The organism is Anaerotignum sp. (genome assembly GCF_040307045.1).
Taxonomy (GTDB): domain Bacteria; phylum Bacillota; class Clostridia; order Lachnospirales; family Anaerotignaceae; genus Chakrabartyella.
On the sequence record NZ_JAWRKF010000014.1, the window covers coordinates 1 to 26,407 of the forward strand.

The 26,407-nt window shown below is 38.8% G+C and carries 23 protein-coding genes; 20 read left to right on the top strand and 3 right to left on the bottom strand.

Annotated features, from left to right (window positions below; genetic code table 11):
• From ABVZ64_RS07675 to ABVZ64_RS07745, 15 genes are all read left to right on the top strand, one after another.
• On the top strand, nucleotides 1-2,699 hold a 2,699-nt coding region (locus ABVZ64_RS07675), incomplete at its 5' end, for a phosphoribosylformylglycinamidine synthase (protein ID WP_352400433.1).
• 461 nt (nucleotides 2,700-3,160) lie between these two features.
• Entirely contained in the window at nucleotides 3,161-3,871 is a 711-nt protein-coding gene (locus tag ABVZ64_RS07680; protein ID WP_352400434.1) for a FadR/GntR family transcriptional regulator, read from the top strand.
• Nucleotides 3,872-4,131: 260 nt separating this feature from the next.
• Nucleotides 4,132-5,175: a TRAP transporter substrate-binding protein DctP gene (gene dctP / locus ABVZ64_RS07685; protein ID WP_352400435.1), complete on the top strand. Its 1,044-nt coding sequence runs from the start codon at nucleotides 4,132-4,134 to the stop codon at nucleotides 5,173-5,175.
• A 234-nt stretch (nucleotides 5,176-5,409) separates the two neighbouring features.
• Nucleotides 5,410-5,913, top strand: a complete 504-nt coding sequence (locus tag ABVZ64_RS07690) for a TRAP transporter small permease (protein WP_352400436.1) — start codon at nucleotides 5,410-5,412, stop codon at nucleotides 5,911-5,913.
• Complete coding sequence (locus ABVZ64_RS07695; protein ID WP_352400437.1) at nucleotides 5,910-7,193, top strand: TRAP transporter large permease; 1,284 nt, start codon at nucleotides 5,910-5,912, stop codon at nucleotides 7,191-7,193. Before ABVZ64_RS07690 ends, ABVZ64_RS07695 begins: the two co-directional genes overlap by 4 nt.
• A 302-nt stretch (nucleotides 7,194-7,495) precedes the next feature.
• Nucleotides 7,496-8,494, top strand: a complete 999-nt coding sequence (locus tag ABVZ64_RS07700; RefSeq protein WP_352400438.1) for a thiamine pyrophosphate-dependent dehydrogenase E1 component subunit alpha — start codon at nucleotides 7,496-7,498, stop codon at nucleotides 8,492-8,494.
• Nucleotides 8,491-9,471, top strand: coding sequence for an alpha-ketoacid dehydrogenase subunit beta (locus tag ABVZ64_RS07705; protein WP_352400439.1), 981 nt, complete (start codon nucleotides 8,491-8,493; stop codon nucleotides 9,469-9,471). Before ABVZ64_RS07700 ends, ABVZ64_RS07705 begins: the two co-directional genes overlap by 4 nt.
• 12 nt (nucleotides 9,472-9,483) lie before the next feature.
• On the top strand, nucleotides 9,484-10,728 hold the full coding sequence (locus tag ABVZ64_RS07710; RefSeq protein ID WP_352400440.1) for a dihydrolipoamide acetyltransferase family protein: 1,245 nt from the start codon (nucleotides 9,484-9,486) through the stop codon (nucleotides 10,726-10,728).
• 335 nt (nucleotides 10,729-11,063) lie between these two features.
• Entirely contained in the window at nucleotides 11,064-12,770 is a 1,707-nt protein-coding gene (lpdA, locus tag ABVZ64_RS07715; protein ID WP_352400441.1) for a dihydrolipoyl dehydrogenase, read from the top strand.
• 15 nt (nucleotides 12,771-12,785) lie between these two features.
• Nucleotides 12,786-13,664, top strand: coding sequence for an NAD(P)-dependent oxidoreductase (locus ABVZ64_RS07720; RefSeq protein WP_352400442.1), 879 nt, complete (start codon nucleotides 12,786-12,788; stop codon nucleotides 13,662-13,664).
• Nucleotides 13,665-13,815: 151 nt separating this feature from the next.
• Nucleotides 13,816-14,283: a PPC domain-containing DNA-binding protein gene (locus ABVZ64_RS07725; protein WP_352400443.1), complete on the top strand. Its 468-nt coding sequence runs from the start codon at nucleotides 13,816-13,818 to the stop codon at nucleotides 14,281-14,283.
• A 139-nt stretch (nucleotides 14,284-14,422) separates the two neighbouring features.
• Entirely contained in the window at nucleotides 14,423-15,175 is a 753-nt protein-coding gene (locus tag ABVZ64_RS07730; RefSeq protein ID WP_352400444.1) for an MBL fold metallo-hydrolase, read from the top strand.
• Between the two features lie 23 nt (nucleotides 15,176-15,198).
• Complete coding sequence (locus ABVZ64_RS07735) at nucleotides 15,199-16,146, top strand: AEC family transporter (protein WP_352400445.1); 948 nt, start codon at nucleotides 15,199-15,201, stop codon at nucleotides 16,144-16,146.
• Nucleotides 16,147-16,643: 497 nt separating this feature from the next.
• Complete coding sequence (locus tag ABVZ64_RS07740; RefSeq protein ID WP_352400446.1) at nucleotides 16,644-16,961, top strand: TfoX/Sxy family protein; 318 nt, start codon at nucleotides 16,644-16,646, stop codon at nucleotides 16,959-16,961.
• 133 nt (nucleotides 16,962-17,094) lie between these two features.
• Nucleotides 17,095-17,979 (top strand): polysaccharide deacetylase family protein, encoded by an 885-nt coding sequence (locus tag ABVZ64_RS07745; RefSeq protein ID WP_352400447.1) that lies wholly within the window; start codon nucleotides 17,095-17,097, stop codon nucleotides 17,977-17,979.
• Nucleotides 17,980-18,116: 137 nt separating this feature from the next.
• On the opposite strand, the gene ABVZ64_RS07750 is transcribed toward ABVZ64_RS07745, so the two are convergent.
• Complete coding sequence (locus ABVZ64_RS07750) at nucleotides 18,117-19,436, bottom strand: DUF3825 domain-containing protein (protein ID WP_352400448.1); 1,320 nt, start codon at nucleotides 19,434-19,436, stop codon at nucleotides 18,117-18,119.
• Between the two features lie 1,139 nt (nucleotides 19,437-20,575).
• Here ABVZ64_RS07750 and ABVZ64_RS07755 point away from each other — a divergent pair.
• The gene (locus ABVZ64_RS07755; protein ID WP_352400449.1) at nucleotides 20,576-20,872 is read left to right on the top strand and encodes a phage holin; all 297 of its coding nucleotides are present in this window, start codon (nucleotides 20,576-20,578) and stop codon (nucleotides 20,870-20,872) included.
• 52 nt (nucleotides 20,873-20,924) lie between these two features.
• Here the strand turns inward: ABVZ64_RS07755 and ABVZ64_RS07760 are convergent, their stop codons facing one another.
• The gene (locus ABVZ64_RS07760) at nucleotides 20,925-21,341 is read right to left on the bottom strand and encodes a Fur family transcriptional regulator (protein WP_352400450.1); all 417 of its coding nucleotides are present in this window, start codon (nucleotides 21,339-21,341) and stop codon (nucleotides 20,925-20,927) included.
• A gap of 427 nt (nucleotides 21,342-21,768) precedes the next feature.
• On the opposite strand from ABVZ64_RS07760, the gene nth reads away from it, so the two are divergent.
• The 4 genes from nth (at nucleotide 21,769) to ABVZ64_RS07780 (ending at nucleotide 25,960) form a co-directional block, all read left to right on the top strand.
• Entirely contained in the window at nucleotides 21,769-22,416 is a 648-nt protein-coding gene (gene nth / locus ABVZ64_RS07765; protein WP_352400451.1) for an endonuclease III, read from the top strand.
• An 827-nt stretch (nucleotides 22,417-23,243) separates the two neighbouring features.
• Nucleotides 23,244-23,678: a hotdog family protein gene (locus ABVZ64_RS07770; protein WP_352400452.1), complete on the top strand. Its 435-nt coding sequence runs from the start codon at nucleotides 23,244-23,246 to the stop codon at nucleotides 23,676-23,678.
• 115 nt (nucleotides 23,679-23,793) lie between these two features.
• Entirely contained in the window at nucleotides 23,794-24,987 is a 1,194-nt protein-coding gene (locus ABVZ64_RS07775; protein ID WP_352400453.1) for a CaiB/BaiF CoA transferase family protein, read from the top strand.
• 115 nt (nucleotides 24,988-25,102) lie between these two features.
• Entirely contained in the window at nucleotides 25,103-25,960 is an 858-nt protein-coding gene (locus tag ABVZ64_RS07780) for a MerR family transcriptional regulator (RefSeq protein ID WP_352400454.1), read from the top strand.
• A 214-nt stretch (nucleotides 25,961-26,174) separates the two neighbouring features.
• Here the strand turns inward: ABVZ64_RS07780 and ABVZ64_RS07785 are convergent, their stop codons facing one another.
• On the bottom strand, nucleotides 26,175-26,273 hold the full coding sequence (locus tag ABVZ64_RS07785) for a DUF4368 domain-containing protein (RefSeq protein WP_352400455.1): 99 nt from the start codon (nucleotides 26,271-26,273) through the stop codon (nucleotides 26,175-26,177).
• Nucleotides 26,274-26,407: the final 134 nt, after the last annotated feature.

Here is a 26,407-nt window from a genome sequence, read left to right on the forward strand (position 1 = left end):
GTGTGGGGGGGGCAATTCGTGATCCATTGTCTGGCCGTTCTTACGTTTATGCCGCTATGCGTGTAACTGGAGCGGGGGATCCCTTAGTGCCTGTTTCCGAAACAATACCCGGTAAACTGCCCCAGCGTAAAATTGTGACAACGGCAGCAGCGGGGTATAGCTCTTATGGAAACCAGATTGGCTTGGCAACAGGTCAGGTGGATGAGATTTATCATCCTGGTTATGTAGCCAAGAGAATGGAAATCGGAGCAGTCATTGGTGCAGCCCCTGCGGAAAATGTGCGCAGAGAACAGCCTATTGATAGTGATATTGTGATTCTTTTGGGTGGGCGTACAGGCCGTGATGGCTGTGGTGGTGCAACAGGCTCTTCAAAGTCTCATACAGTGGAATCTTTGGAAAGCTGTGGCGCAGAGGTTCAGAAGGGAAATGCCCCTGAGGAAAGAAAATTACAGCGTTTATTCCGTAATGCTGAAGCATCCAAATTGATTAAGCGTTGCAATGACTTTGGTGCTGGGGGCGTTTCCGTTGCCATCGGCGAATTGGCACCTGGCTTAATTATTGATTTAAATGCAGTTCCTAAAAAATATGAAGGTCTCGATGGAACAGAGTTGGCAATCAGTGAATCGCAGGAGCGAATGGCTGTTGTAGTAGCCAAGGAAGATGTAGCACGTTTTAAAGAATTAGCCAATGCAGAAAACCTTGAGGCAACTGTTGTTGCTGAGGTAAAGGCTGACCCACGCCTCATTATGAAGTGGAATGGAAAAGATATCGTCAATATTTCCCGGGAATTTTTGGATTCCAATGGTGCTGAAAAGCACATAGATATTGCACCTGAAGCACCAAAGGTGATTACCAAAGAAATTCCTGCCAACTTCCAGGATGGTTATATAGCTGTTGCTGGTGACTTAAATGTTTGCTCCAAGCGAGGCCTTTCTGAGCGTTTTGATTCTACTATTGGCGCAGGCACGGTTTTAATGCCTTTTGGTGGAAAAACCCAGAGAACACCAATTCAGGCCATGGTAAATAAAGTTTCTGTTGAAAAAAAGGATACTACTACTTGTTCTTTAATGGCATGGGGATACAACCCCTTTATTGCAGATGCTAGCCCCTACCACAGCGCATACCTTGCTGTTGTGGAGTCTGTGGCAAAATTGGTAGCGACGGGAGCTAAGTTTGAGGATGTTTATTTGTCCTTCCAGGAATACTTTGAAAAGCCATTAAAAGATGGGAAGCGTTGGGGTAAGCCCTTGGCAGCGTTGCTTGGCGCATTTATGGCACAAAAAGGCTTGGAGATTGCAGCAATTGGTGGCAAAGATTCCATGAGTGGTAGCTTCGAACACATTGATGTTCCACCAACATTGGTTTCCTTTGCAGTAACAACAGAAGAAATCAGCAATATTATCTCTCCGGAATTTAAAAAACCAGGGAACCGAGTTGCATTGCTAGTGCCTGCATATGATGAAAATGGTTTGCCAACAGCGGATAGCCTAAAGAAAAACTTTGATGTTGTTTATCAATTAATGAGAGCAGGAAAGGTTTGCAGTGCGTATACCTTGACTTATGGTGGTGTGGCAGAAGCGGTTTTAAAAATGTCCATGGGCAATGAACTGGGATTTGCATTTGCAGAGGGAATTTCTTTGGAGACAGTTTTTGGTTATCAATATGGCAGTTTTGTTTTAGAAATGACAGAAGATGTGGAGGTTGGTATTCTTCTTGGTGAAACAAGGGAGAATCAGTCTATATTGTTTCATAATGAAGAGGTTTCTATGGCAACACTCATGGCAGCTTATGAAGGTAAGCTGGAGAAAATTTATCCTTGCAATACCTTGAGTGAAGAATTGGATGTTCCGACTTTTACCTTTAAAACCGAAAAAGTATTTCAGGCAAAGGCTTCTTTTGCAAAACCAAAAGTGTTAATACCTGTATTCCCTGGTACAAACTGCGAGTACGACTCCGCAAAAGCCGTGGAACGGGCAGGGGCAAGAGCAGAAATTTTTGTTATCAATAACTTATCTGCATCAGGAATTTCTGATTCCATACAAAGATTTGCCAAGGAAGTACAAAATTCACAGATGATTTTCATTCCCGGGGGCTTCTCAGGTGGTGATGAACCCGATGGTTCTGGTAAGTTTATCACGGCTTTCTTTCGAAATCCAGAAATAAAAGAGGTTGTAACACAACTGTTAGAGGAGAAAGATGGTTTGATGTGTGGTATCTGCAATGGCTTCCAGGCTTTAATTAAGCTTGGGCTAGTTCCTTTTGGAAAGATAATGGATACAGATGAAACTTGCCCTACTCTTTCTTTCAATACCATTGGACGCCATCAGTCCAAGTTAGTTCGTACCAGAATTGCATCTAATAACTCTCCTTGGTTGATGAATGTGAGCCCAGGTGAAATCTATACTGTGCCAATCTCTCATGGTGAGGGCAGATTATTGGCAGATGATGAATTAGTGAAACAATTGGCAAAGAGTGGCCAAATTCTCACCCAGTATGTGGATAACAATGGGAAAACAACCAATAATATACAGCACAACCCCAATGGTTCGATTTGTGCTATCGAAGGTTTAATTTCTCCTGATGGTCGTATTATAGGTAAAATGGGGCACTCGGAGAGAATAGGAGACAACTTGTATCAGAACGTACAAGGCAACTATGATATGAAATTGTTTACTTCAGCTGTAAAATATTATAAATAATTTATTGACAATCCACAAAATATCCCGATAATATAATAATATCGGGATATTTTTTTTATGTCGAATTTAAATTCAGAGGAGGACTGGGGTGTTAAGAAATCATAAATATTGCATTCAATTCAGGGTGAATATTGTGTGCAATGAAACGGCTGGTAGTGAAATATCCACAATTAAAATAATTTAAAATCGCAAAACATGGTCTTTTTCGATACAAATGCACAATGATTTTCGTAGATATGGGAATAGTTACGAATTTTTGTATGAATGTTTGTACAAATCGGAAATTGCATTTTTTTCAGTTGTATGATAACTTATAGTACAAGTAATACATGGTGTACGACAAGTATTAGAACAGTGGTTTTAAAACATCAACGAGAAGAGCCTCCAAGAAGAACGCTCCGATGTTTTCGTGTTGTTTTTGAAGCGAAAAGGGGCCATGCAGCAGATTAGGGGAGAGAATCATGGATTACTACAAAGGGAGATTATCATTAAGTGATGAGGTTTATAATCAGATATTAGAACAGATAACCAGTGAAGAATGGAAGGTTGGAGATAAACTTCCTTCTGAAAGCAAGCTTTGCAGTATGTTTGGCGTAAGTAGAACCAGTGTAAGGGCTGCTTTGCAGAATTTGCAAGGGAGCGGTATTGTTGTTACGATGCAAGGCGTTGGTTCCTTTGTACATAGAAACCCGGCACAAGATACAATGGATGAAGAACCCAAGGACACAATGAAGTCCTCTGATATTACAAGTGAGGAGTTTAAAGAATTTTTTGAATTCCGACAGGCAATAGAGTTTAAGGCGATTGAATTTTTTGTGAGACGAGCAACAAAAGAAGATGAAGCAATCCTAAAGGATTTGGTGGATAAGATGCAAGAAGCTGGAAAAACCAATGATGCGGTTGCCTTCACAAAATACGATTTCGAATTTCACATGGCTGTGATACAAGCGACAAAAAATGTATTCCTTTACAATGCTATGTTGAATTATAAAGATATATTTTTCCACTATATGGAAGAAATTACCCGTTTGACGGATAAGCCTTTGTCGGTTTTGGCAGAGGAGCATTTAGAACTATACACTTATTTGGTTGAAAAGAAGCCAAAATGGGCCAAAGATTATTTGTTTTGCGATAATACATATTATCACGTTGCTTATTTCAATGGGCGGTAAAATGAGCCCTAGTTTTGTAGTCACATATAATTATTTACCACAATAAAAAGGGAACGGAAAAGGCTTTACGCCAAAGTACGGGACTTTTTATAAATGAGTGTGTATGCTTATGGGCATATACGCGAAAGAATTGCGGTTTCTCAACGCAAAAAATACAAAAGAAAAGGGCTATGACAGCTGTCTTTGGAAGGGGCGGCAAGCTTGTAGCAAAAGAAAGACAAATTGGAAGAGTCCAAACAAAAATGAGGAGGGTAAATCAAATGAAAAAGAGATTATTAGCAGGCATTATGTGTGCTGTCATGGCTTTAGGCGTTGCAGGTTGCGGCGGCGGTAGCAGCGACAGTGGCAGCAGCGAAGGTGGCGACGTTAAGGCAGTAAACCTTAAAATGGCGGTAACACCTTCTGAAACCAGCGTATGGATGGTTGCAGCAAATGAATTCAAGAAATTAGTAGAAGAAGGCACAGAAGGAAGATACACAGTAACAATTTATGCTAACGAACAGTTGGCAGCAGGCGATCAGACAAAGGGGGTTGAAATGTTGTTCAACGGCACAACAGACGTTGACCTTCACTCTTCTATGATCATCTCCAACGTTGTTCCTGAATTGTCTGTAATCAGTATGCCTTGGTTGTTCCCTAATGGTTATGACAGTGTTGATGAATATATCTTCAACGATGGTTCCACTGGTTCCGAATTTATTAAAGAAGCAATCGCAGCAAAAGGTGCACATGTAGTAGGTATTGGTGAAAACGGCTTCCGTCAGATCACAAACAACAAACGTCCTATTACTTCCGCAGCTGATATGTCCATGTTGAAAATCAGAGTACCTGCAATTTCTTTATTGGTAGACGTATTTAAGACATTGGGCGCTGACCCTACACAGATGGCATTTAGTGAAGTTTTCACAGCTTTACAGCAGGGTGCAATCGATGGTCAGGAAAACCCTTATGACACAATTAGATCTGCAAAAGTACAGGAAGTACAGAAATATATGACAATCTGGAATTACTGCTACGATCCTATCATCTTAAGCGTAAGCGGTAACATCTGGAACAAGCTGAGCGATGAAGATAAGGCTATTTTTGAAGCAGCAGGTAAAGAAGCATGTGCAACACAGGTTGCATCTTCTAGATCTATGGATGCTGAAATCATCGAAGAATTCAAGGGTATTGGCGTTGAAGTTAACGAATTGTCTCCAGAAGCAATTGAAGAAATGAAGACAGTAGTTGCTCCTGTTTACGAAAAATACAGAACAGAGTTTGGCGATGAAGCATTTGCTGCTTTTGGTTACACATTTGAATAATATACATAGTCTTATTGAAATGGACCACTAAGATGTAGTGTCGAGAGGGCAGAAGACATACTGTCCCTGCTCTCTCTTTTTTACTGCAATAAAAGCTTGCAATTTACAAAAAACCAAAGAAAAAAGTACGCTAAAAGACAAAGTAATTATTCTATTTAATACTAATTATTTTCTACAGCAATAATGTGTTTGGCGTGTAATTGCATTTAATGAACGAAAGAAAGGTGGAGAAAGATGAAATTGCTCGGCAAAATTCTTGATTATTTCGAAGAATCACTCATCATTTTGATGATGACTTATATGGCAATTATGAACTTCCTCAACGTTGTATTTAGATATTGTTTCGCCAGTTCCTTCTCATTTACAGAAGAATTAACAGTTACAGTATTTGTGTGGGTAACAATGTTGGGTATCGCAGCTGGATTTAAAAGATATTCGCATTTAGGTATGAGCTTTATTGTGGATTTATTTCACGGAAAAACAAAGGCCATGTTTGCATTATTTGGCGTAATTTGCAGTTTAATATTTATGGTTTTGGTTCTTTACCATGGTGTTGTTATGGTTCAGGGTCAGATTGCAATGGGTTCTACAACACCCGTATTGAGAATGCCTCAGGCAGTTCAGGGATTGTCTATGCCTGTTGGTGCTGCATTTATTATCATCCGCATTTTGCAGGCAGGGTTTTTGCAGGTAAAAGGTTTGTGGAATGAAGATAAGCAAGGAGGTACACAGGCATGATGACTTTAATTCTTTTTGGTTTGTTTTTCGTGCTGGTGTTTCTGAATGTTCCCATCGCGATTTCCCTTGGTTTGGCGGCATCCGCTGGTTTGATGTATGGCGAATTCCCCCTTTCCGTTATCCCCAGTATTTTATATTCTGGTACTGCTAAGTTTGCATTGCTTGCCATTCCTTTCTTTATTTTGGCAGGTAGTATTATGGAGTACGCAGGTATCTCCAGACGTTTGATTAACTTTGCAAATGCTTGTGTTGGTCATAGAAAAGGCGGCTTAATGGCAGTAGTTGTTATTGTTGCTTGCTTCTTTGCAGCAATTTCTGGCTCTGGCCCTGCTACAGTTGCAGCCATTGGTCCCATTTTGATTCCAGCAATGGTTAAAGCGGGATATGGAAAAGATATGCCTGCTGCATTGGTAAGCTCCGCAGGTGCTATCGGTATCATCATTCCTCCAAGTATTGCATACGTAGTTTATGCTTCTTGTACGGATGTATCCGTTGGTGCGTTGTTTACAGCTGGTATTATCCCTGGTATCTTAGTAGGTATTGCTTATTACATGGCAGCTGCTTGGGATTCCAGAGGAAACAAAGACATCATTCCTCAGCCAAAGCTCAGTGCTAAAGAAAGACTGCACGCTTTCAAAGATGCTTTCTGGGGCTTAATGACACCAGTTATTATTTTGGGTGGTATTTATGCAGGTATCTTTACACCCACAGAGGCTGCTGGTATCGCAGTTATCTATGGTTTGGTAGTTGGTATCTTTATTTATAGAGAAATTAAATGGAAAGACTTGTATCATATCTTTATTGAGTCTGCTGTATCCTCTGCAACAGTAATGTTTATCATTTCTGCAGCAGCAGTATTTGCTTGGATCTTGACAACAAGCCAGATTGCAAGCCAGTTGTCTCAGATGGTACTTTCTGTAAGTGATAACAAGTACATCATTTTGTTATTAATCAACGTAATTTTCTTGATTGCAGGTTGTTTCCTCGATGCAAACTCTGCATTCTATATCTTGTTACCTATCATGGTTCCTGTTTTGAACGCAATAGATGTAAGCTTGGTTCATGCCGGTGTATTCTTAACAGTAAACATGGCAATCGGTCAGATTACACCTCCTGTTGGTATCAACCTTTATGTAGGCTGTAATGTGGCGGAAATTCCCGTTGCCAACATCTGCAAGAAGATCATTCCATTCCTTGTTGCAGGTATCGTGGCTCTGTTCTTGTTAACATTCGTTCCTCAGATCTCTATGTTCTTACCTCAGTTGATTGGACAGATCTAAGAATAGCGATTCATAATAATTTACAATTACTGGTGCCGTTGGCAACAACGGCATCAGATAATAAAAACTACAAAAGATAAAAAATTAAGAGTTACAACAGATAAATTGCAATTTGGAAACCAAAGAAAAACAAATAAGGTAGGCCGTAAAAAGAATACGGCTTTTCATTCGCCTCTTGCTTGTATTACAAGTGATAGAGGTTGTGCCTCCCATGGCATGACAAGTTACAAGTGGGGGATTTAAAGTTGAAAGCAATTTAACATAACATATATCATTTAAAACTTAAGAAAAGGGTGATTTCATTGGCTAAGAAGAAATATTCTAAAGAAATGCTTATGGACTTGTATCGTATGATGCTACGTGTCAGAGCTTTCGAAACAAGAGCAGCTGAATGCTTCACAAAAGGTATGCTTGCAGGTAATATTCATCTGTGCATTGGTCAGGAGGCAGTTGCAGCTGGTGCTTGCTATGCTCTTGAAAAAGAAGATTACATGGCAACTACACATAGAGGTCATGGTCATACAATTGCAAAAGGTGGTCAGTTAGACAAGATGCTTGCTGAGTTATTCGGTAAGAAAACAGGCTATTGCAATGGTAAAGGTGGTTCTATGCATATCGCTGACGTAGATGGCTTGCATCACTTGGGCGCAAACGGTATCGTTGGTGCTGGTATCCCTATTGCAGCCGGTGCTGCTTTGGCATCTAAAGTATGGGGCGACAAACATGTTACACTTTGCTTCTTTGGTGATAGTGCATCCAACCAGGGCACATTCCATGAAGCAATCAACATGGCAGCAGCTTGGAAGCTCCCTGTTGTATTCCTTTGTGAAAATAACAACTATGGCGTTTCCACAAACATTCACTCTGTAACAAACACTGATACAATTGCTGTTCGTGCAAAAGGCTATGATATCCCTGGAAATACAGTAGATGGCAACGACCCTACGATTGTTTATGAAGCAGTGAAAGAAGCAGTTGATTACGCAAGGGCTGGCAATGGCCCTTCTATCGTTGAATGTATGACATATCGTCATCAGGGACACTACTGTGGTGACCCTGCCAACTACCGTCCTGCTGAATACATGGAACACGCACATCAGGATGATGCGATTCCTAACATGAGAGCAAGATTGTTGGACGAAAAAGTAGCAACAGAAGAAGAATTGGTGGCAGTAGAAGCTGAGGTAGCTGCAGAAATGGAAGCAGCTTATGAATTTGCTGTAAACTCCGAATACCCTGATCCTTCCGAAGCTACAACAGACGTTTATAGCTCTGACAACGAAAGGAGTGTTGTAAGATGAGTAAGAAAATAAGCATCAGCAAGGCAATTGGTGAAGCTTTGCACGAAGAAATGGCAAGAGATGAAAACGTTATCATCCTTGGCGAAGATATGGGTAAAATGGGTAACGTATTTGGTATTACTGTTGGATTCCAGGAAGAATTTGGCGAACACAGAGTATACGATACACCAATTTCCGAATCTGGTTTCTGCGGTATGGCAGTTGGTGCAGCAATGAGAGGCATCCGTCCTGTTGTTGAATTGATGTACGATGACTTTATCACAGTAGCTGCTGACCCTATCTTAAATCAGGCAGCAAAGATGAGATATATGACAGGTGGTCAGGCAACAGTTCCTATGGTACTTAGACTGCCTATGGGTGCGGGTAGAAGAAATGCTGGTCAGCATTCTCAGTGTTTAGAAAATGTATTCTGCCATACACCTGGTTTGAAAGTAGTTGCGCCTTCCACAGCTGAAGATGCAAAAGGCCTTTTGAAGTCTTCAATTCGCGACAATGACCCTGTTATCTTCATGGAGCATAAATTGTTATACGCGAAAAAAGAGGAATTGCCTGAAGGCGAATATACAATTCCTTTGGGTGTAGCTGATGTAAAAAGAGAAGGAACTGATTTGACAATCATCACATGGAGCCGTCAGGTTTACTTCGCTTTGGAAGCAGCAGAAGAATTGGCTAAAGAAGGCATTAAAGTTGAAGTTCTTGACCTTCGTACTTTGGTTCCTCTGGATTGGGATGCAATTGTGAAATCTGTATCCAAGACACACAATGTAATTGTGCTTTCCGAAGAAGTTAAGAGAGGTAGCTACGCAGGTGAAATCTCTGCGCAGATTGCAGAAGAATTATTTGATGAATTAGATGCACCTGTAGAACGTGTTTGTGGTCTGAATATCGTATCTCCTTTCAGCCCTACACTAGAAGATGAAAACTTCCCTCACCCTGCAGATATTGTTAAAGCAGTGAAGAAAGTTTTGAATAAATAAGGAGGGAAAATCATGGCTTTTGAAGTAAAGATGCCTCAGCTGGGCCTTACAATGGAAGAAGGTACAGTAACAAGATGGGTAAAACAAGAAGGCGACGCAGTGAAAGCTGGCGAAGTTATCTTAGAAATCACAACAGACAAATTGACAAGCGAAGTTGAAAGCGAATTTGACGGTACATTGTTGAAAATCGTTGCACAGGAAGGCGAAGACATTCCTGTAAAAGGCTTATTGGCATATATCGGTGAAGCTGGAGAAGCAGTTGGCGGCGCAGAAGCAGCACCCGTTGCAGTAGCAGCACCCGAAGCACCCGTTGCAGCTGCACCCGTTGCAGCAGCACCTGCTCCTGTTGTAACAGCGAATGGTAGAATTCGTATTTCTCCTTTGGCTAGAAAAACAGCAGCAAAAATGGGCGTTGACTACACAAACGTTAAAGGTAGTGGCCCTGCAGGTCGTATTGTTCAAAAGGACATCTTAGCAGCAGCACAGAATGCACCAGTGGCAGCACCAGTTGCGGCAGCGCCAGTGGCAGCAGCACCTGCTCCAGTTGCGACATCCGGTTCCGTAGACTTAATGGAAGGTGATGTAGTAACAAAATTGGCAGGCATGAGAAAAGTCGTTGCTGAACGTATGTCTCAGTCTCGTAGAGAAATTCCTAGTGTAACGCAGAACGTGAAGATTGACGTTACAGACTTGATGAAATTCCGTAAGCAAATTAACGCTGACTTGGGCGTAAAATACTCTGTAAATGACTTCATTTTGAAGGCAGTGGGTAAAGCTTTGAAAAACAACAAACACATCCTTGTAACATTGGATGGCGATAAGATTATCCAGCGTGCACATGTCAACATTGGTATGGCAGTAGCATTGGATGATGGCTTAATCGTTCCTGTTTTGAAAGATATTGATAAAATGAGTCTTGAAGAAATCTCTGCAACAGCGAAAGATTTGGCTGAAAGAGCAAGAACAAACAAATTGAATATGGATGAATACAAAGGTTCTACATTCTCCATCTCCAACTTGGGCATGTTCGGTGTTGAAACATTTGACCCTATCGTTAACCAGCCAGATTCCGGTATTTTGGGCGTGTGCGCAGTACAGGATGAATTGGTTATGGACGACGAAGGAAATATCTCCAAGAGACAGTTTATGCGTATTTCCTTCACTTTCGATCATAGATTGATCGATGGTGCAACAGCTGCTAAGTTCGAATTAGCAATTAAAGAGCTGTTGGAAAATCCCATGAAAATTTTACTTTAATTTTGGATATAGTCTAGTTTTTTTGCGTGATTACAAAAGATAAAATACTTAAATACTTACAAATAATATACAAAAGATAAATGGAAAAGGGCTAAGGCTCTCACATAACTCAACGCGAAAGTTTGGCACCTCTTTAGACGTCCAACCTAAAATGTCATTTATGGCATTGTCACTATCCCAATCGTCTATGGAGCAATGCCCGTCGGGAGGTCCTCCTTGTTGCAGGTTCTGCCTCAGGAGGGCTTTCTGAACTTTTGCAGAAGAAAAGCCCTTTTTACAAAGAAACAGAAAAATGTTGCGTGTATAATGCACGAGAAAGATTAGGAGGAATTCAAATGGCAGTAGAGGTAAAAATGCCTCAGCTTGGCTTAACCATGGAGGAAGGTACAGTTTCTAAGTGGATTAAGAATGAAGGCGATACCGTAAAAGTTGGAGATATTCTTTTGGAAATCACCACAGATAAACTGACCAGTGAAGTAGCTAGTGAAGCAGAAGGTACACTGATCAAAATTGTAGCTGGAGAAGGTGAAGATGTACCCGTAAAGGGTATTTTGGCATATATTGGACAGGCAGGCGAAGTAGTTGGAGGCGCAGCACCCGCATCCACAGCTGCACCTGTAGCAGCACCCGCACCTAAGAAAGATGGCAAAACAACAGTTGCTGTTATCGGTGGCGGCCCTGGTGGTTATGTTGCAGCAATTCGTGCAGCACAGTTGGGTGGCGAGGTAACATTGATTGAAAAGAACAAATTGGGCGGTACTTGCTTGAATGTTGGTTGTATCCCTACAAAGGTTCTTTTACATTCTGCAGAAGCTTTGGCTGAAGCAAAAGAAATGGCTGAACTGGGTATCAACGTAGAAGTGAAAGGCGTTGATTGGAACAAAGTTCAGGCGAAAAAGAATGGTGTTACGAATCAACTTGTTAGCGGTGTTAGCGGCTTGATGAAAGCAAACAAGATCAAAGTCATCGAAGGCGTTGCTTCTTTCGCTTCCAAAGACACTTTGACAGTAACAAAGAAAGATGGTACTAAAGAAAACTTAACTTTTGATAAAATCATCATTGCAGCTGGTTCTGTACCTGCAGTTCCTCCTATCCCTGGTGTAAAGGAAAACGCAAACTGTGTAGATTCCACAGGTGCTCTTTCCTTCGAAACAGTTCCTAAAAGCCTGTTGGTAATCGGCGGTGGTGTAATCGGTATCGAGCTGGCAACAGCTTACTCCCGTTTTGGAACAGAAGTAACAGTTGTGGAAGCCATGAGCAAACTTCTGCCTATGATGGACGGAGAGTTGACAGCACAGCTTCGTAAAATGATGGAAGCTAGAGGCATCAAAATTATGACAGATGCTAAAGTTCAGTCTGTTGAAGCAGCTGGTTCAGCTACAAAAGTAAATGTGGAGGTTAGCGGCAATGTAGAAGCGTTCACAGCAGAAAAAGTATTGGTTGCTGTAGGTAGAAGAACAGATACAGAAGCTTTAAACTTGGATGCTGTTGGTATTGCTAACGATAGAGGTCGTATCTCTGTTAATGATAAAATGGAAACAAGCATTGCAAACGTATATGCAATTGGCGATTGCTTGGGCAAAGTTATGCTTGCACACGTAGCATCTGCTCAGGGTGAAATTGCTGCTGAAAATGCATTGGGAGAAGATGTACTTTATGATGGTACAACAAACCCTTCTTGTGTTTACACAGACCCTGAATTTGCAGGCGTTGGCTTGACAGAAGAAAAGGCAAAAGAAATGGGAATTGACTTCCAAGTAGGCAAGTTCCCTCTGATGGCAAATGGCAAGTCCTTGATTATGAACGGTGGCGTTGGTATGATTAAATTTATCATCGGCAAAGAATACAAAGAAGTATTGGGCGTTCACATTCTCGGCCCCAGAGCAACAGATTTAATTGGCGAATGCGCATTGGCTATCGGCATGGAAGCTACTGTTGAAGATATTTTTGCAACAATTCATGCACATCCTACTGTAACAGAAGCAGTAAGAGAAGCAGCATTGGCGGCTGAAAAAAGAGCAATTCATATTCCCAATAAATAATTAGGAGGAACCTTCATGAAAAAGGTTGGTTTTATTGGAATGGGCATCATGGGACTTCCCATGGCCACAAATATTTTGAAAAAAAGTGGCTGCCCTGTGATTGGTTTTGACGTTGTTGAAACATCCAGAACAAAGTTTGCTGAAGCTGGCGGTATTGCAACAGCGGATGCAAAAGAAGTATATGAAAATTGTGAAGTGATTTTCTTATGCTTGCCTAAAAATGAATTGGTTGAAAGTACAGTAAAAGATATTATTGCCCAGGGAAAAAAAGGAACAGTTATCATTGACTTTAGCTCCACGTTCCCTGGTGTGATCCGCAAGTTATACCCCGAAGTAAAGGCTGCAGGTATGTCCCTGATCGACTCACCCGTTAGCGGTGGTGAAACAGGCGCTGTTGCAGGTACTTTGGTTGTAATGTGTGGTGGCGACAAAGAAGTGTTTGATGAAGTTGAAGAGCTGATTGGTTGTGTTGGTAGCACAGTTACCTATATGGGTTCTACTGGCTGTGGTGATGTAGCTAAATTGGCAAACAATATGATTGTTGGTTGTAACTTGATTGCTATATCAGAAGCATACTCTTTTGCAGTAAAAGCAGGTTTGAACCCTGAAGTATTGTTTCATGCAATCAAAGATGGTTTTGCGCAAAATGCAGTAATGGACATTAAGGTGCCTAAAATTATCAGTAGAGATTTTTCTGCAAGTGCAAGAATTGCAGTACATCAGAAAGATATGAAAAATGCTGCACAGCTTGCTGAGGATATGGGCGTAGAAATACCTATGTCTGCCCTTGTTTTGAATTATATGAACAGAATGGAAGAAGCTGGATTGATCAATGAAGATCAGTGCGCCCTTGTTAAAATGTTCGAACAGGACATGGGTGTAGAAGTAAAATAAAATAAAATACGTTCATGAAGGGAACATTCTTGTTCCTGAGAAAAATCCCTTTGTATTTGGACTGCCTAGAGGTTGTTTATTGTACAAAGGGATTTTAACACATACACAAGTTGATTTTTGTGAAAGACGTGAGTCTGAAAGGAGCCGAATTATGATTACATCTGCACAAGGTAGTATTAAAAGAATCGTTGCTGCAAGAATGAGCCCCGGTGAGGACGTTCTTTTGGGTCTTGAAAAAATCTGTAAAGATTATGGCATTAAAGATGGTGTTATTTTAAGTGGTATTGGTAGCTTAAATGGTGCACAGTTTTTTAATCCCGTACCATTGAAAGACAAAAAGGCTGGCTATGGTTATAGCGAACCCATTGTTTTACGTGGTGCAATTGAATTGGTTAGCATGTCAGGTATGATTTGCCATGATGACAAGGGCGAAACTTTGTTACACGTGCACTATGGCTTAACAGATCAATATGGCAATGGCCATGGCGGTCACTTAATTGAAGGCAACAAAGTTCTTATGACAGTAGATGTTGTGATTGGTGAAGTTGATGGCGTTGAGATGGGCAGAGGTTATGATGAAGACTTGGAAGTTTTTATTTTTGCACCTAAGCAGAAATAAAAATCTCAATACTCGTTCTAAGTCTATTCATTCCAAAGTTTTGTAAAGCAACTAGAGCTTTCACAGTATGGTAATTTCAAAGGCGGCTTGTCTAGCCGCCTTTCTTTTAAATAAACTTTTTAGGATATGGAGAGTAAATATGAAGCAAAAAAGCTATGCCGTATTAGTATCCAACGCTGGTGTGGTTGTGGTTCATAAAGGTGTTAGGATACTATTAGATGGGCTATACAAAGATTTGGGAAAGAACTTCACAGACTTGCCTGAATGGGCTTGGAAACTAATGAAAAAAGGTAAGGGAGAGCTGGCGAATGTTGATTACCTATTATTTTCCCATTCCCATTATGACCACTACTATTCACCTTATTTTAATGAATACATGGCTGTAAATAATGTTAAGGGGATATGTTTCCCTCCCATTGATGAAACACCAGGTTTGGCTGCCGCAGAAGCGGAATATGTGGATAAGATTATAAAGTTTGATCAAAATAATGAAGCGGTTTTAGAACAGGACATCAAGCTAAAGGTTTTTACCACAAGACATGTGGATAAGCAGTATTATAACGTACCAAACCAGTGTTTTCGCTTGGATTTGGATGGTACCAAGTTGGCATTTTTGTCCGATGTTGACTATTTTGAAGAAGCCTTTGCAGAGGAAGAAGATTTTATTGCTGACATAGCTTTTGTTACGCCAATTTTCTATAATCATCCAAAAGGTAGAAGAATTTTGCGTGAAAATATGAAGGTAAAAGAAACAATTATTTATCATTTGCCATCACCTGAGGATGACCGATTTATGTACTTTAAAATGGCCCAAAGGGATGTTGAAAAAAATGCAGTGGCAGGAGAAAAGGTTTTTATTTGGAATGAAAGTGGACAAAACATTTCCTTTTAATTCATGAAAGAAGGGGTATACGGGTGGAAAATCTTATATTTGCCTTTAATGCGGTTGCTCCCTCATTTAGTATCGTTCTATTGGGGTTTTTACTAAAGAGGATGGGTATATTAACAGATGATTTTATTGCAAAAGGCAATGCCCTCTGCTTTAAAGTTCTTTTCCCACTATTGGTATTCTTCAATCTTTATGATGCTGTAAGAATTGATTTTACATATATTAAGATAATTTTATTTTGTATTGGGGTAATCTTGGTTTCGGTTATCATATTAACTCCATTAGTTCCTAAATTTGTGAAGGAGCGACGTAAAGTGGGGGTTATGATACAGTGTATGTATCGCGGAAATTTTATGCTTTATGGTTTACCTTTTTCCAAAAGTTTAGGAGGAGAACCAAGTGTGGCCTTGGCAACATCTATTATGGCGGCCACATTACCCATATTAAATACTTTAGGGGTATTTGTGTATTCGGCTTTTGCAGATATGGAAGAAGGTCCAAGTGCAAAAAAAGCTTGTATCAACGCCCTTAAAAATCCCATTATTTGGGGCGTTATTTTTGGGCTGGTATTTTACTTCTTAAAGTTACCTATGCCTGGTTTTTTGCATACTGCGGGTAATGATGTTGCTAAAATTGCAACGCCATTGGCCTTTCTTTTTTTGGGTGGACAGTTTGAACTACGCTCAGCAAGAAGAAATTTAAAAGAATTGGCCATTGGATTAACGACAAAGCTAGTGATTTTACCCATTATTTTTTTATGGGTTGCGGTACAAGTATTCCAAATTGTGGGAATTGATCTAATACCCGTGTTTATTTTTCTTTCAGCACCTACGGCAATTACCAATTATCAAATGGCGATACAGTTTGATGCTGACTATGAGTTGGCTGGGGATTTTTTAATCTACTCTATGGTATTCTCTGCATTTACATTATTCTTTTTCATTTATGCCTTGCGTGCTATGGGACTAATCTAGTTACAAAGACTGAAGTTATAAATTCGGAGGAAGAATGCATAAGGTTCAATATTTCCTTCAATTATTTTTTTGCAAATAATCTGTTTCGGGATGTTTTCCCAATAAAACGACCAAAGTTTGCAGCCAAATAATAATCGGTATGATGAAATAAACAAAAGCAAAGACAACAAATCGTTCCAATATTTGGCTATTCTTAACGATAAATTTATGTCTTATGGGCATTCTTTTCGTGTATAATTGACTTACATCCAAACGAAACATTTGAGTCATATATTTCTAAAAATAAACCAAGGAGATTCCCTCTCTTATTGGTTTATGATAGGGAAAGGTTTGAAACCTTAATTCCCAACTCCCAAATACGACTGCCGAAAGGCAGTTGTTTTTTTGCCAATATCATGTTAGACTTTTATGAATGCATATAATAAAATACAAAAATTAAAGTAATATAGATGCTTATAGAAACAATTGGCTTTGTTTGAAGGAAGTGAGGAAGGCTCATGGCATCCGATGAAGGATTGGTGCGGTATATTGCAGAACAGATGGCAGGTGCGGGTTGCATTCGTTATCGTAAAATGATGGGTGACTATTGTTTTTATTGTGATGAAAAGGTCATTGGTTTGGTTTGTGATGATCGATTGTTTTTAAAACCTACGCCCTCATCTCGGAAAAAATTGGAGGGTTTTCCAATGGGGTGCCCCTATGAAGGAGCTAAGCCCTCTTTTATGATTGAAAACATTGATGATAGAGATTTTTTGGCCGATGTTGTGAGGCAAATTGCTGAAGATTTGCCTTTACCAAAAAAGAAGATAAAATAATTTTAGGTAGCTTATGGATAATAAGTTACCTTTTTTATTGGCTTTCACAATAGAATGAAAAAAGTGCAACGGGGCATAAAGGATAAGGGGTTTTCATATGTTCCCAATAAGGTGATTTTAAGGGAGCGAAAAAGTGTATTTATCTAAAATAGTAAAAAGGATAAAAGCCATTGGCATATGTGTAGGTTTGTTTTTGGCGGCAGGGCTTTTTGCAAAAAATCTATGTAACCTAGCAGTATTGGTGTCGAATATGGAAGGGACTGGAGTACCAGTACCCATTTTGATGTATCATAGTGTCTATAGTTATGCCAAGCGATCAAGTGATTATATTGTGTCGCCAGAGTTGTTCCGTCAGGATATGAAGTTTATTAAAGAAAAAGGATATACAACTGTTTTTATTTTCGACTTAATTGCCTATGTAAAGGAGGATACACCGTTACCAGATAAGCCCATAGTCATAACACTAGACGATGGTTATTTAAACAATTTGGTTAATGTTTTGCCTATTTTAGAAGAGTTCGATATGAAGGCTGTGGTTTCTGTTATCGGTGCCAATTCCCAAGGGTTTAGTCAAGTGGAAGATAAGAATTTATCTTACGCCCATTTATCTTTGAATGAAATAAAGATGCTTGTGGATTATGGAAGGGTTGAAATAGGAAACCATACTTATGATTTACATAAAATTGGGGAAAGAAAGGGGTGTATGAAAAGAAGCTGGGAAAGCACCCACCAATATACTGCTCTTTTGAAAGAGGATTTATTAAAACTAAAGAATACACTGGAAAAACAGGTGGGGATAACTCCGACTGTTTTTGCGTATCCTTATGGCAGCATAAGCGAGGAGTCTTTTGCCATAATGAAAGAGTGCGGCTTTGAAGCGGGTCTTACTTGCCGAGGGACATTTAATATACTCACTAAGGATCCGGAAGGCTTATATCATTTACGCAGATTTAACCGCCCCACAGCAGTCTACAGCAGACTTTATGAAGGGCATTTTGGATTAAGAAAAAGCCCATAAGGCTGGTTACTGAGTAGGGAATCTTGCCGCTGGTATTTCTTAATGTAGCAAAAAAAGGTATGCCAATAGGATATTTAATTTTAAATACCTTATTACCATACCTTTTTCTTTGTTCCTATATTGCCATGGATTGTTTTTTAAATAGTATCCTCTGTTTCTTCTAGTGCCATAGGAGAGCTATCAATGGTTGAAGGGTTTAACCAAGTATCTTCAGGCTTACAGATAACACGAGCATTATTATACGCCCAGGATAATTCTAATATTGTTTCGGGGGTATAGATTTTTGTTTTGTCTGGCATTATCTCTGTATTTAAAACCAACGCAAAGTCTGGCTTTTCTCCATATTGTCGATCAAGGTAAATTGGCATTAAAAATTGAATCTTTCCGGGTTCACCTCTACGCTCACTTCGGTACTGGGGAACGACAAATTTGTAGTTACGCTTTGCTATTTTGCGGGCATTGTCAACAGCTGCAATAAGAATACTGGTAATTGCCGCTAACTCGCCCCGTTTGTACATTTCTGTATATTTTTCTGAAAAACGTTTTCTTTTTGCACCGTCTTCAATGATGTGGGTCAGTCTATCTGCACTTATATCAATTTCGATTTCAGAATCGTATATAATATCATCTAGGCTATGAAAAAATTCTACTACATTTGGATATAAACTTGCAGAAGAAAACTGATATTTTCTCATTAAATCAACTTTGCTGGGGGCAATAAAAGGAGATGAGAAAATAAATTTGTTATCTTTTTTGTTGTAAACCTCACCAACTAAATAGATATCTTGAGCGAATTTATTCAATAGCCCAGTGTTAAATAAAGCGAATTTATGATCAATGGAAAATACGATTTTTTTATAGTTTTTGGATTCTGGATTGGTATAATCAGAAACAAGTTTTTCAAAAACATACTGAAGGTAGCTTTGTAGAATATCGTACTGGGTTTTTGGCCTAAAATCATCAGGAGCACTTGATTTGAAGTTCCACACCTCACCGGGAAGTAAGGTTTCTTCAAGAGAAACAATAAAAGAGTTTGCAGCATTATAGTTTTTAAAACTAATACTACCAAAGCGATATGCATTAAACATATTTTCCATCTTATATTTTGTGCTAAAGTTTACGCCAGACCAAGCACCGTAGGAATCTTTGACAAAAACAGCATAAATAGGGTCTGCAGGATAGGCTGGGTTTGAATTAGGAAGTTCAAACCCTGTTTCAATAGCATAACGGCAGGTTCTCTTTTCGTCAAATTCTCCTGTTTGTAAGTTGCCATTATTGTCGTAATAATAATTGAGTTCTCTTCCTTCATCGTAAGCTTGCTTCAAATTTTCGGATAAAACCTTTTCTGTAACATCACACTGCGCTTGATAAGAGATATCAGATAAATAAGAGTTTGCATTTTGCACATAGCCTAAGGCATATACTCCGGTACGTTCTGAATTCCATTTCATTTTCATTTGTTCACCTTCCATTTTCTCGTTTGACTTTACATAACATCTAAAAATAATTTATTAATTTTAATTATACACAAGAAGTGTGGATAATTCTACAATAAAGTGTATATATCGGTAAACAATTTAAGAAATTCATGAACTGGGATTTTCATGAGAGAATGAATCAAATATAAATTGTTTCATAGCAATAAATTTGTATATTGTATAACAAAAACCAAGTTTGTTTTGCATCTTTAAGCAAAAGCGAGAGCCTATGGGCCTCCATAAAAAAATGAAAAATGTATAACTAATTTCCCAATGTGGTTGAACTGGATGCAAACCACAATGTCAAAGGAAAAATAGACAAGGTGTCTTTTTTTATATCCATTAATATGAAATTACGAATAGGGAATTTAGTATACATAAAGAAATTCTTATCCTAAAATCATGTGAAAACATCAATTTTTAAAATTGAGTGTTTCATGGTATTTCGAATCTAAACTAGAAATAAATTGGAATTTCACAAATATGTTTTTTGTTGAGATAGTTCCTACATAGGCAAAAGAGGAATCTTGGTGAAGGGAAAACCATCGAACATGGATGTAAAGAAATTTATCATAAAACAGATTGTTATTGGCCTATTTTATGTTGGAATGAAGTATACATAGTAGCAATCAGAATATTACCGATACATTTTAAAAACGTATTTAACTTATTACCATGTTTTAGCTATAAAATGAGGAGTTACATCTATATTACTGAGGTATATGTAATTTACATAGGAAAACAAAACTATATAGCCAGTATTTACTGCTAATAAAGCCAAAGGTTCCGTCTTTATCTCTCCAGAATAGGGTAGATAGTCCTATTCTGGTGTCAGTACTAAAGGAATAGCAAATCAAGATGATAGAAGGAGGAGGTATGTATCCAAAAGGATAACCGTGGCTTGGACGAGATGATTTGTATTATGGTTGTTTAATAATAGCTGATATTATGTTTCTCCTTTTTTTGATTGTGCAATTGTTTTCCAAAGATTATCTAAGAAAATTTGTGAAATATAGGAAACATATTATTTAAGGAAACCAAAGCGAGCTTTGTTTATATATTGTAATGAGGTTGTTTTTATGTTGAATTGCGAGCTTGCATTAGAGAGGAGGAGAAAAATGAAAATCAATTGGAAAGTACGAATTAAGAACCCTTACTTTTGGATTGGTTTATGTGGTGTAATCGTGACAACTGTGGGGATAAAGCCAGAGGATATTACAAGTTGGAGTATGATCTTTGAAGAAATGAAACGTATTGTTGGTAATCCATTTTTATTAATGAATGTGGTTTTAGCAGTAATGGGGGTAATTGCTGACCCTACAACAAAGGGCATTTGTGATAGCAAACAGGCTATGACATACACTAAGCCAAAAGATGATAACTCAAGTTATATTGATTCGGATTTCGGTCAATAAAGACATAAAAGAACTCAAACAAAGAAGGTTTTCTCTTTGTCAGAGTTCTTTTTTATTCATCTATTTTAGCAACACACTTTGGGCAAAGCCCCTTAAATTCTAAGGAGTGATCCAGAATACGGTAGCCTGTTTCTTTTTCTAATTTTTCTTGCAACTCACCTAAAGGACAGGCATCAATAGAAACAACTGCATTGCAGGAGGTGCAAAAAAGGCGATGCCCATGCCCTTGGGAAGGTAAGGAATAGTATGCCTTACCATCTTGACGTATGGAGCGGGTAAGGATTCCTTTTTCAGTTAGGGTATTTAAGTTACGGTATACTGTTGAAAGGTTTATAGCAACCAGAGGCTTTACTTTTTCGTAAAGATCTTCTGCAGTGGTGGGACGCTGCTGCTTTTGTAAAAACAATAGCAGGAGACGTCTTTTTTGCGTTGTTTTAAGCTCTACGGCTTTTAATATATTTTGTTCCATGTCATACCCACCCCTTAAGCAACATCATAGTATAATGGTTATTTTTTGTCAATGGAACATAGTAGACTCAAAATATTTTTGTAAATATCAAATTAGCCAGGCACAGTGATGTCTGTAAAAGTTGTAAAAGGGGAGTAATTGGAAAAGAATCTCATGCAGGATTAGGTATTCAAATGTAACCTTTAATATGATATAGTATTAAAAATTACAAAAAAACAAGACATGGTTGGGTAAAAACATATTTGATTCGAGACAAAAGATAAAAAAGCAACCCAAAAAACAATATTTAAACAAATATATGCGGAAGCGTTGAAAAAGTAGCGGCAGGTTCCTGGGTTTTACAGCATGGGTGAAAAAGGGAAATATTTCTTGGGGAATCTTCGGTATTTTCGGGAAATATGCTTCTTTCGGGAAGGAGAATGGAAAAATGACAAAGAAAGAAAAGGTAGAAAAAGTTTTAACTTTACTGAGGGAGGAATATGGGCCAACAAAATGCTACTTGGATCATGAAAATCCTTGGCAGTTACTAATTGCTACTATATTATCGGCTCAATGTACGGATGATAGAGTGAATATTGTTACAAAAGATTTATTTCAAAAATATAAATCGGTGAAAGACTTTGCTGAAGCAGACTTAAAAGAATTAGAAAAGGATATTCACTCCACGGGTTTCTACCATAATAAAGCAAAAAATATTATTGCTTGTAGTCAAAAGCTTTTATTGGATCACCATGGCCAGGTTCCATCGGACATAGAGGCTCTGACAGCTCTTGCAGGGGTGGGGCGCAAGACGGCAAACGTTGTGAGGGGGAACTGGTATGGTATCCCTAGCATTGTTGTGGATACCCATGTGAAGCGTTTATCTAATTTATTGGGGTTAACAAAAAATCAGGATCCAGTTAAAATTGAGTTTGACTTAATGAAAATCATTCCAAAAGATAAGTGGATTGATATAAATACACAGCTTATCGCCCATGGCAGAAAAATTTGTGTCGCAAGAAGGCCGAAGTGCAATGAATGCCTTTTACTTGAGTATTGTGTAGGTGGACAAAAATTGCAAAAAGGCAAGAAGTAAGGATAGTGCTGGGATGTTCCTTGGGCAAAAGTTCAGAGGTGATTTCAGTGAAGAACATTTGGAAACTAACTTTTTTACGGAAGTGAAGGCGTGAAGATATTTTAGTCCTACTATGGTAGAAGGGGGATTAGGAATTTGATGAGACTTAAAGAGAAAGGTTCTATTCTCAGGAAAGGGATTCGTCATACCTCTAAAATACAACAGACTAAGTTATGGTTACGTCCATATGCCATTGTGCTATGGCATATATTTAGTTCTACTGCCTAAAAAACTGGGGATTCAAGTTCTATCATTCATATGGGGGTGGATGTCCAATTCCAATATGTTTTTTTGAAGCAGTGTCTCCTGTTTTATGGAAACCCTCCCGTGCTTTTTACATTTGAATGCATGGGAAACAGGATATGTACGAATAAAACAAAAAAAATCATAAAACGATTTCTTTTTTATCCTTATTGTTAGTGGAGGTTTGGTCAGAAATGTATTAAACTACTAAATAATTAGGTGTATTCCCTAGGTTTTGCATATTTTTTTGCAAAAAAACTCTCCACTTGAAATTAATCTATTATCAAGGAAAAAAAGAGGTTACTTCATTTTTAGAAGGCTGCAAACCCTGGGAAACCGCTGTTTTTTAAGACTCATGGAAAATGTTAGGAACTATCCTCTTAGTGGACGCTTTTTCTAAATTGCACATTTAAACTCCAAAAATTTTTTTTTTAGACTGTTGACATTCCATTGGCTGTACCAGATAAACTTAAGCCATAGTTAAGGAAAGCACTTAACGAACCCAATAAAATTAATGTTACATATATTAAAAGGAGGAATTTTCAATGGTAGGTAAAAAGGTTGTACATCACGTTATGATGAGCGCTAAAGATGCTCACTATACTGGCAATTTGGTAAACGGTGCTAGAATCGTTAATCAGTGGGGCGATGTTGGTACAGAATTAATGGTTTATGTTGATGGTGACATTTCCTTATTCTTAGGCTACAAAGATATCGAATTTACAGCTCCTGTATATGTTGGTGACTTCATGGAATACCATGGTTGGATTGAAAAAGTTGGTAACCAGTCCTACGCTTGTAAGTTTGAAGCTTGGAAAGTAGCTCAGATGGTTGACATCACAAATCCTCAGGATACTCGTGCAACAGCTTGCGAACCTCCTGTATTGTGTGGTACAGCAACAGGCAGCCTTTTCATCGCTAAAGACAAACAAAGAGGTCCTCAGGAATCTTCCTTCAAGGATGCAAAGCACCCTCAGTAAGTCGCTGATGACAATAATGAAGGAGCGGATATCAATCCGCTCTTTCTTTTTCACCAATTTTGGCGTTTTTTGTAGAAAATTCAACTAATTATGTAAACAGAGAGGATGAGAAACCATGAAAAGACCGTTGGAGGGTATACGTGTACTTGATTTAACACAGGCTTACAGTGGCCCTTTTTGCACCATGAACCTTGCAGATCATGGGGCAGAAGTAATCAAAATCGAACGCCCAGGTTCTGGCGACCAAACCAGAGGTTGGGGGCCTATGGAAAATGATTATAGTGGTTACTATGCTTACATCAACCGCAATAAAAAAGGTATTACTTTAAACCTGGCATCTGAGGAAGGCAAGAAAATCTTTACTGAACTTGTAAAAACTGCTGATGTAGTTTGTGAAAACTATAAAGTGGGTGTTTTGGAAAAATTAGGATTTTCTTATGAAGTTCTGAAAGAAATCAACCCACGCATCATCTACGGTTCCATTAGTGGATTTGGCTTAACAGGTGATTTGGCTTCTCGCCCTTGTTATGATATCGTTGCTCAGGCTATGAGCGGTATGATGAGCGTAACAGGTTTTGCAGATGGTCCTCCTTGCAAAATTGGCCCTTCTGTTGGAGATAGCTATACAGGTGCTTACCTTTGCATGGGTGTTTTAATGGCTCTGTATGAAAGAGAAAAAACAGGTGTAGGCCGACGTGTTGATGTAGCGATGGTTGATACACTGTACTCCACAATGGAAAACTTTGTAGTTGAATATACGATTGCAGGAAAGCATCCTCATCGTGCAGGTAACCAGGATCCAAGTATTGCACCTTTCGATTCCTTCCGTGCAAAAGATGCGGATTTTGTTATGGGCTGTGGCACAAACAGAATGTTTGCAGGTCTGTGTTCAGCAATGGGTAGAGAAGATTTGATTGAAGACCCTCGCTTCAAAACAAATTTGGATCGTTGCGAAAACTATTTGACAGACTTAAAACCTATTATAGAAGAATGGACAGAAACAAAGACAGTTGCAGAGTTAGAAGAAATAATCTGCGGACTTTCTATTCCTTTTGGTCCTATACTTACAATTCCTGAAGTTTCCGAGCATTCTTTGATCAAAGAAAGAAATATGCTTTGGGATGTATACCAGCCAGGCATGGAAAAAACAATCCGTATCCCCGGTTCTCCTATTAAGATACACGGTGAAGAAGATAAAGCTCAGAAAGGTGCCCCTATTCTTGGCGAAGATAACGTTGCTATCTACTCAGAAGTATTAGGTATCTCTGCTGAAGAAGTTAAGGCACTAGAAGAGAATAATGTTATCTAATTCTTCTAAAAAAGTAAATAATCAACCACCGTTTTCGGTTGAGTCCTCCTTGCCATTGTGGTATACTGAATGGGATAGCATGTATCACAACCTAGATGCAAGGAGGGACGGCAATATGTCCGACGGAAAAAATTACTATTCGATCGGAAAAGTCTCTACACTTTGTAATGTACCTATCAAAACCCTGCGGTATTATGATAAGATTGGCCTTTTGGTGCCGGAGTATCGGAAGTGTGACAGCAATTATCGCTACTATACCCAAGATCAAATTTTGACCTTATTCATTATTCGTAAGTTAAAGCATTTAGGCATTCCTCTTAAAGAGATTAGCCAAATTGTTTGCCAAAGAAATGCAGCAGCGATGGGTACTTGCATTAGAGAGAGATTACTCGAAATTAGCCAAATGATAGACTCTCTTAATGACCAATATGCAGAGGGACAACTTTTGCTTGACCGTCTAGAAAAAGGGCATAATATTCTTGAAACTGAACAATCCAACTGGTCAACAGAAGGGATTCGTGTCGAGGAAATTCCAATCGGAAATGTATTGTTCACAAGACGCGTTAAAAAGAATTATAAGAACAATGATGTTTCTGTGGATCGGTGGTTTGAATTATTTGAAATGGTGTCGCAACATAAGTTACGTATGGTGGGGCCTGTTATTTTGACTTACCATAATAGTCCGTTGGAACAGTTTTTTAAGACTGACTGTGACTTGGAGATTTGTATACAAATTAATGAAACCCGTGAAGACCTGCCAGAGTTTAAGCAGTTTGGGGGCTTTAAAGCTGTCACTGCTTTACATATCGGGCGAAATGATGAGATTATACAGACCCATATCAAGGCAATTAAATGGCTGAATCAGCAAGGATATACTGTTGCTGGACCAATTTCAGAGGAATACATTATCTCTCCTGTTGATATTAATAATGAGGAGAATCATATTACAAAAATAGTGATACCCATAAGCTAGCTTATTTTTTAGCGGGTGGAAAAAGACCATTGTGCATTAACCACCGTGTTATAGCGAAAGATTTATAATTCAATAGTTTTGTTGCATTATGGCAGACAGCTTTTATCAAGCTGTCTGCCTTTTGATATTCTTAGGCCACACCTAATTCCTTTTGCAGTGCCTGTGTATCCGCTAAATCCAGTAAGCCTACGTCACGATAATAGATTGTCACCTGTTAAAATGCCGTTCTGGAGTATCTTTCGGACTTTTCTCCAACTACTATCCTATCTACAAATAGGTGGAGGATTTCTGATGTTAGCTCCGGAATGGATATATACTAAAATAGTGGACACCCAAGTACGAATGAAATAAAATATCTAAAAGGGGTGTCCATACAATGGAAAATCAAAAATACAGTGAAGAATTTAAACAAAGTATAGTTAGCCTGTATAACTCAGGAAAATCAAG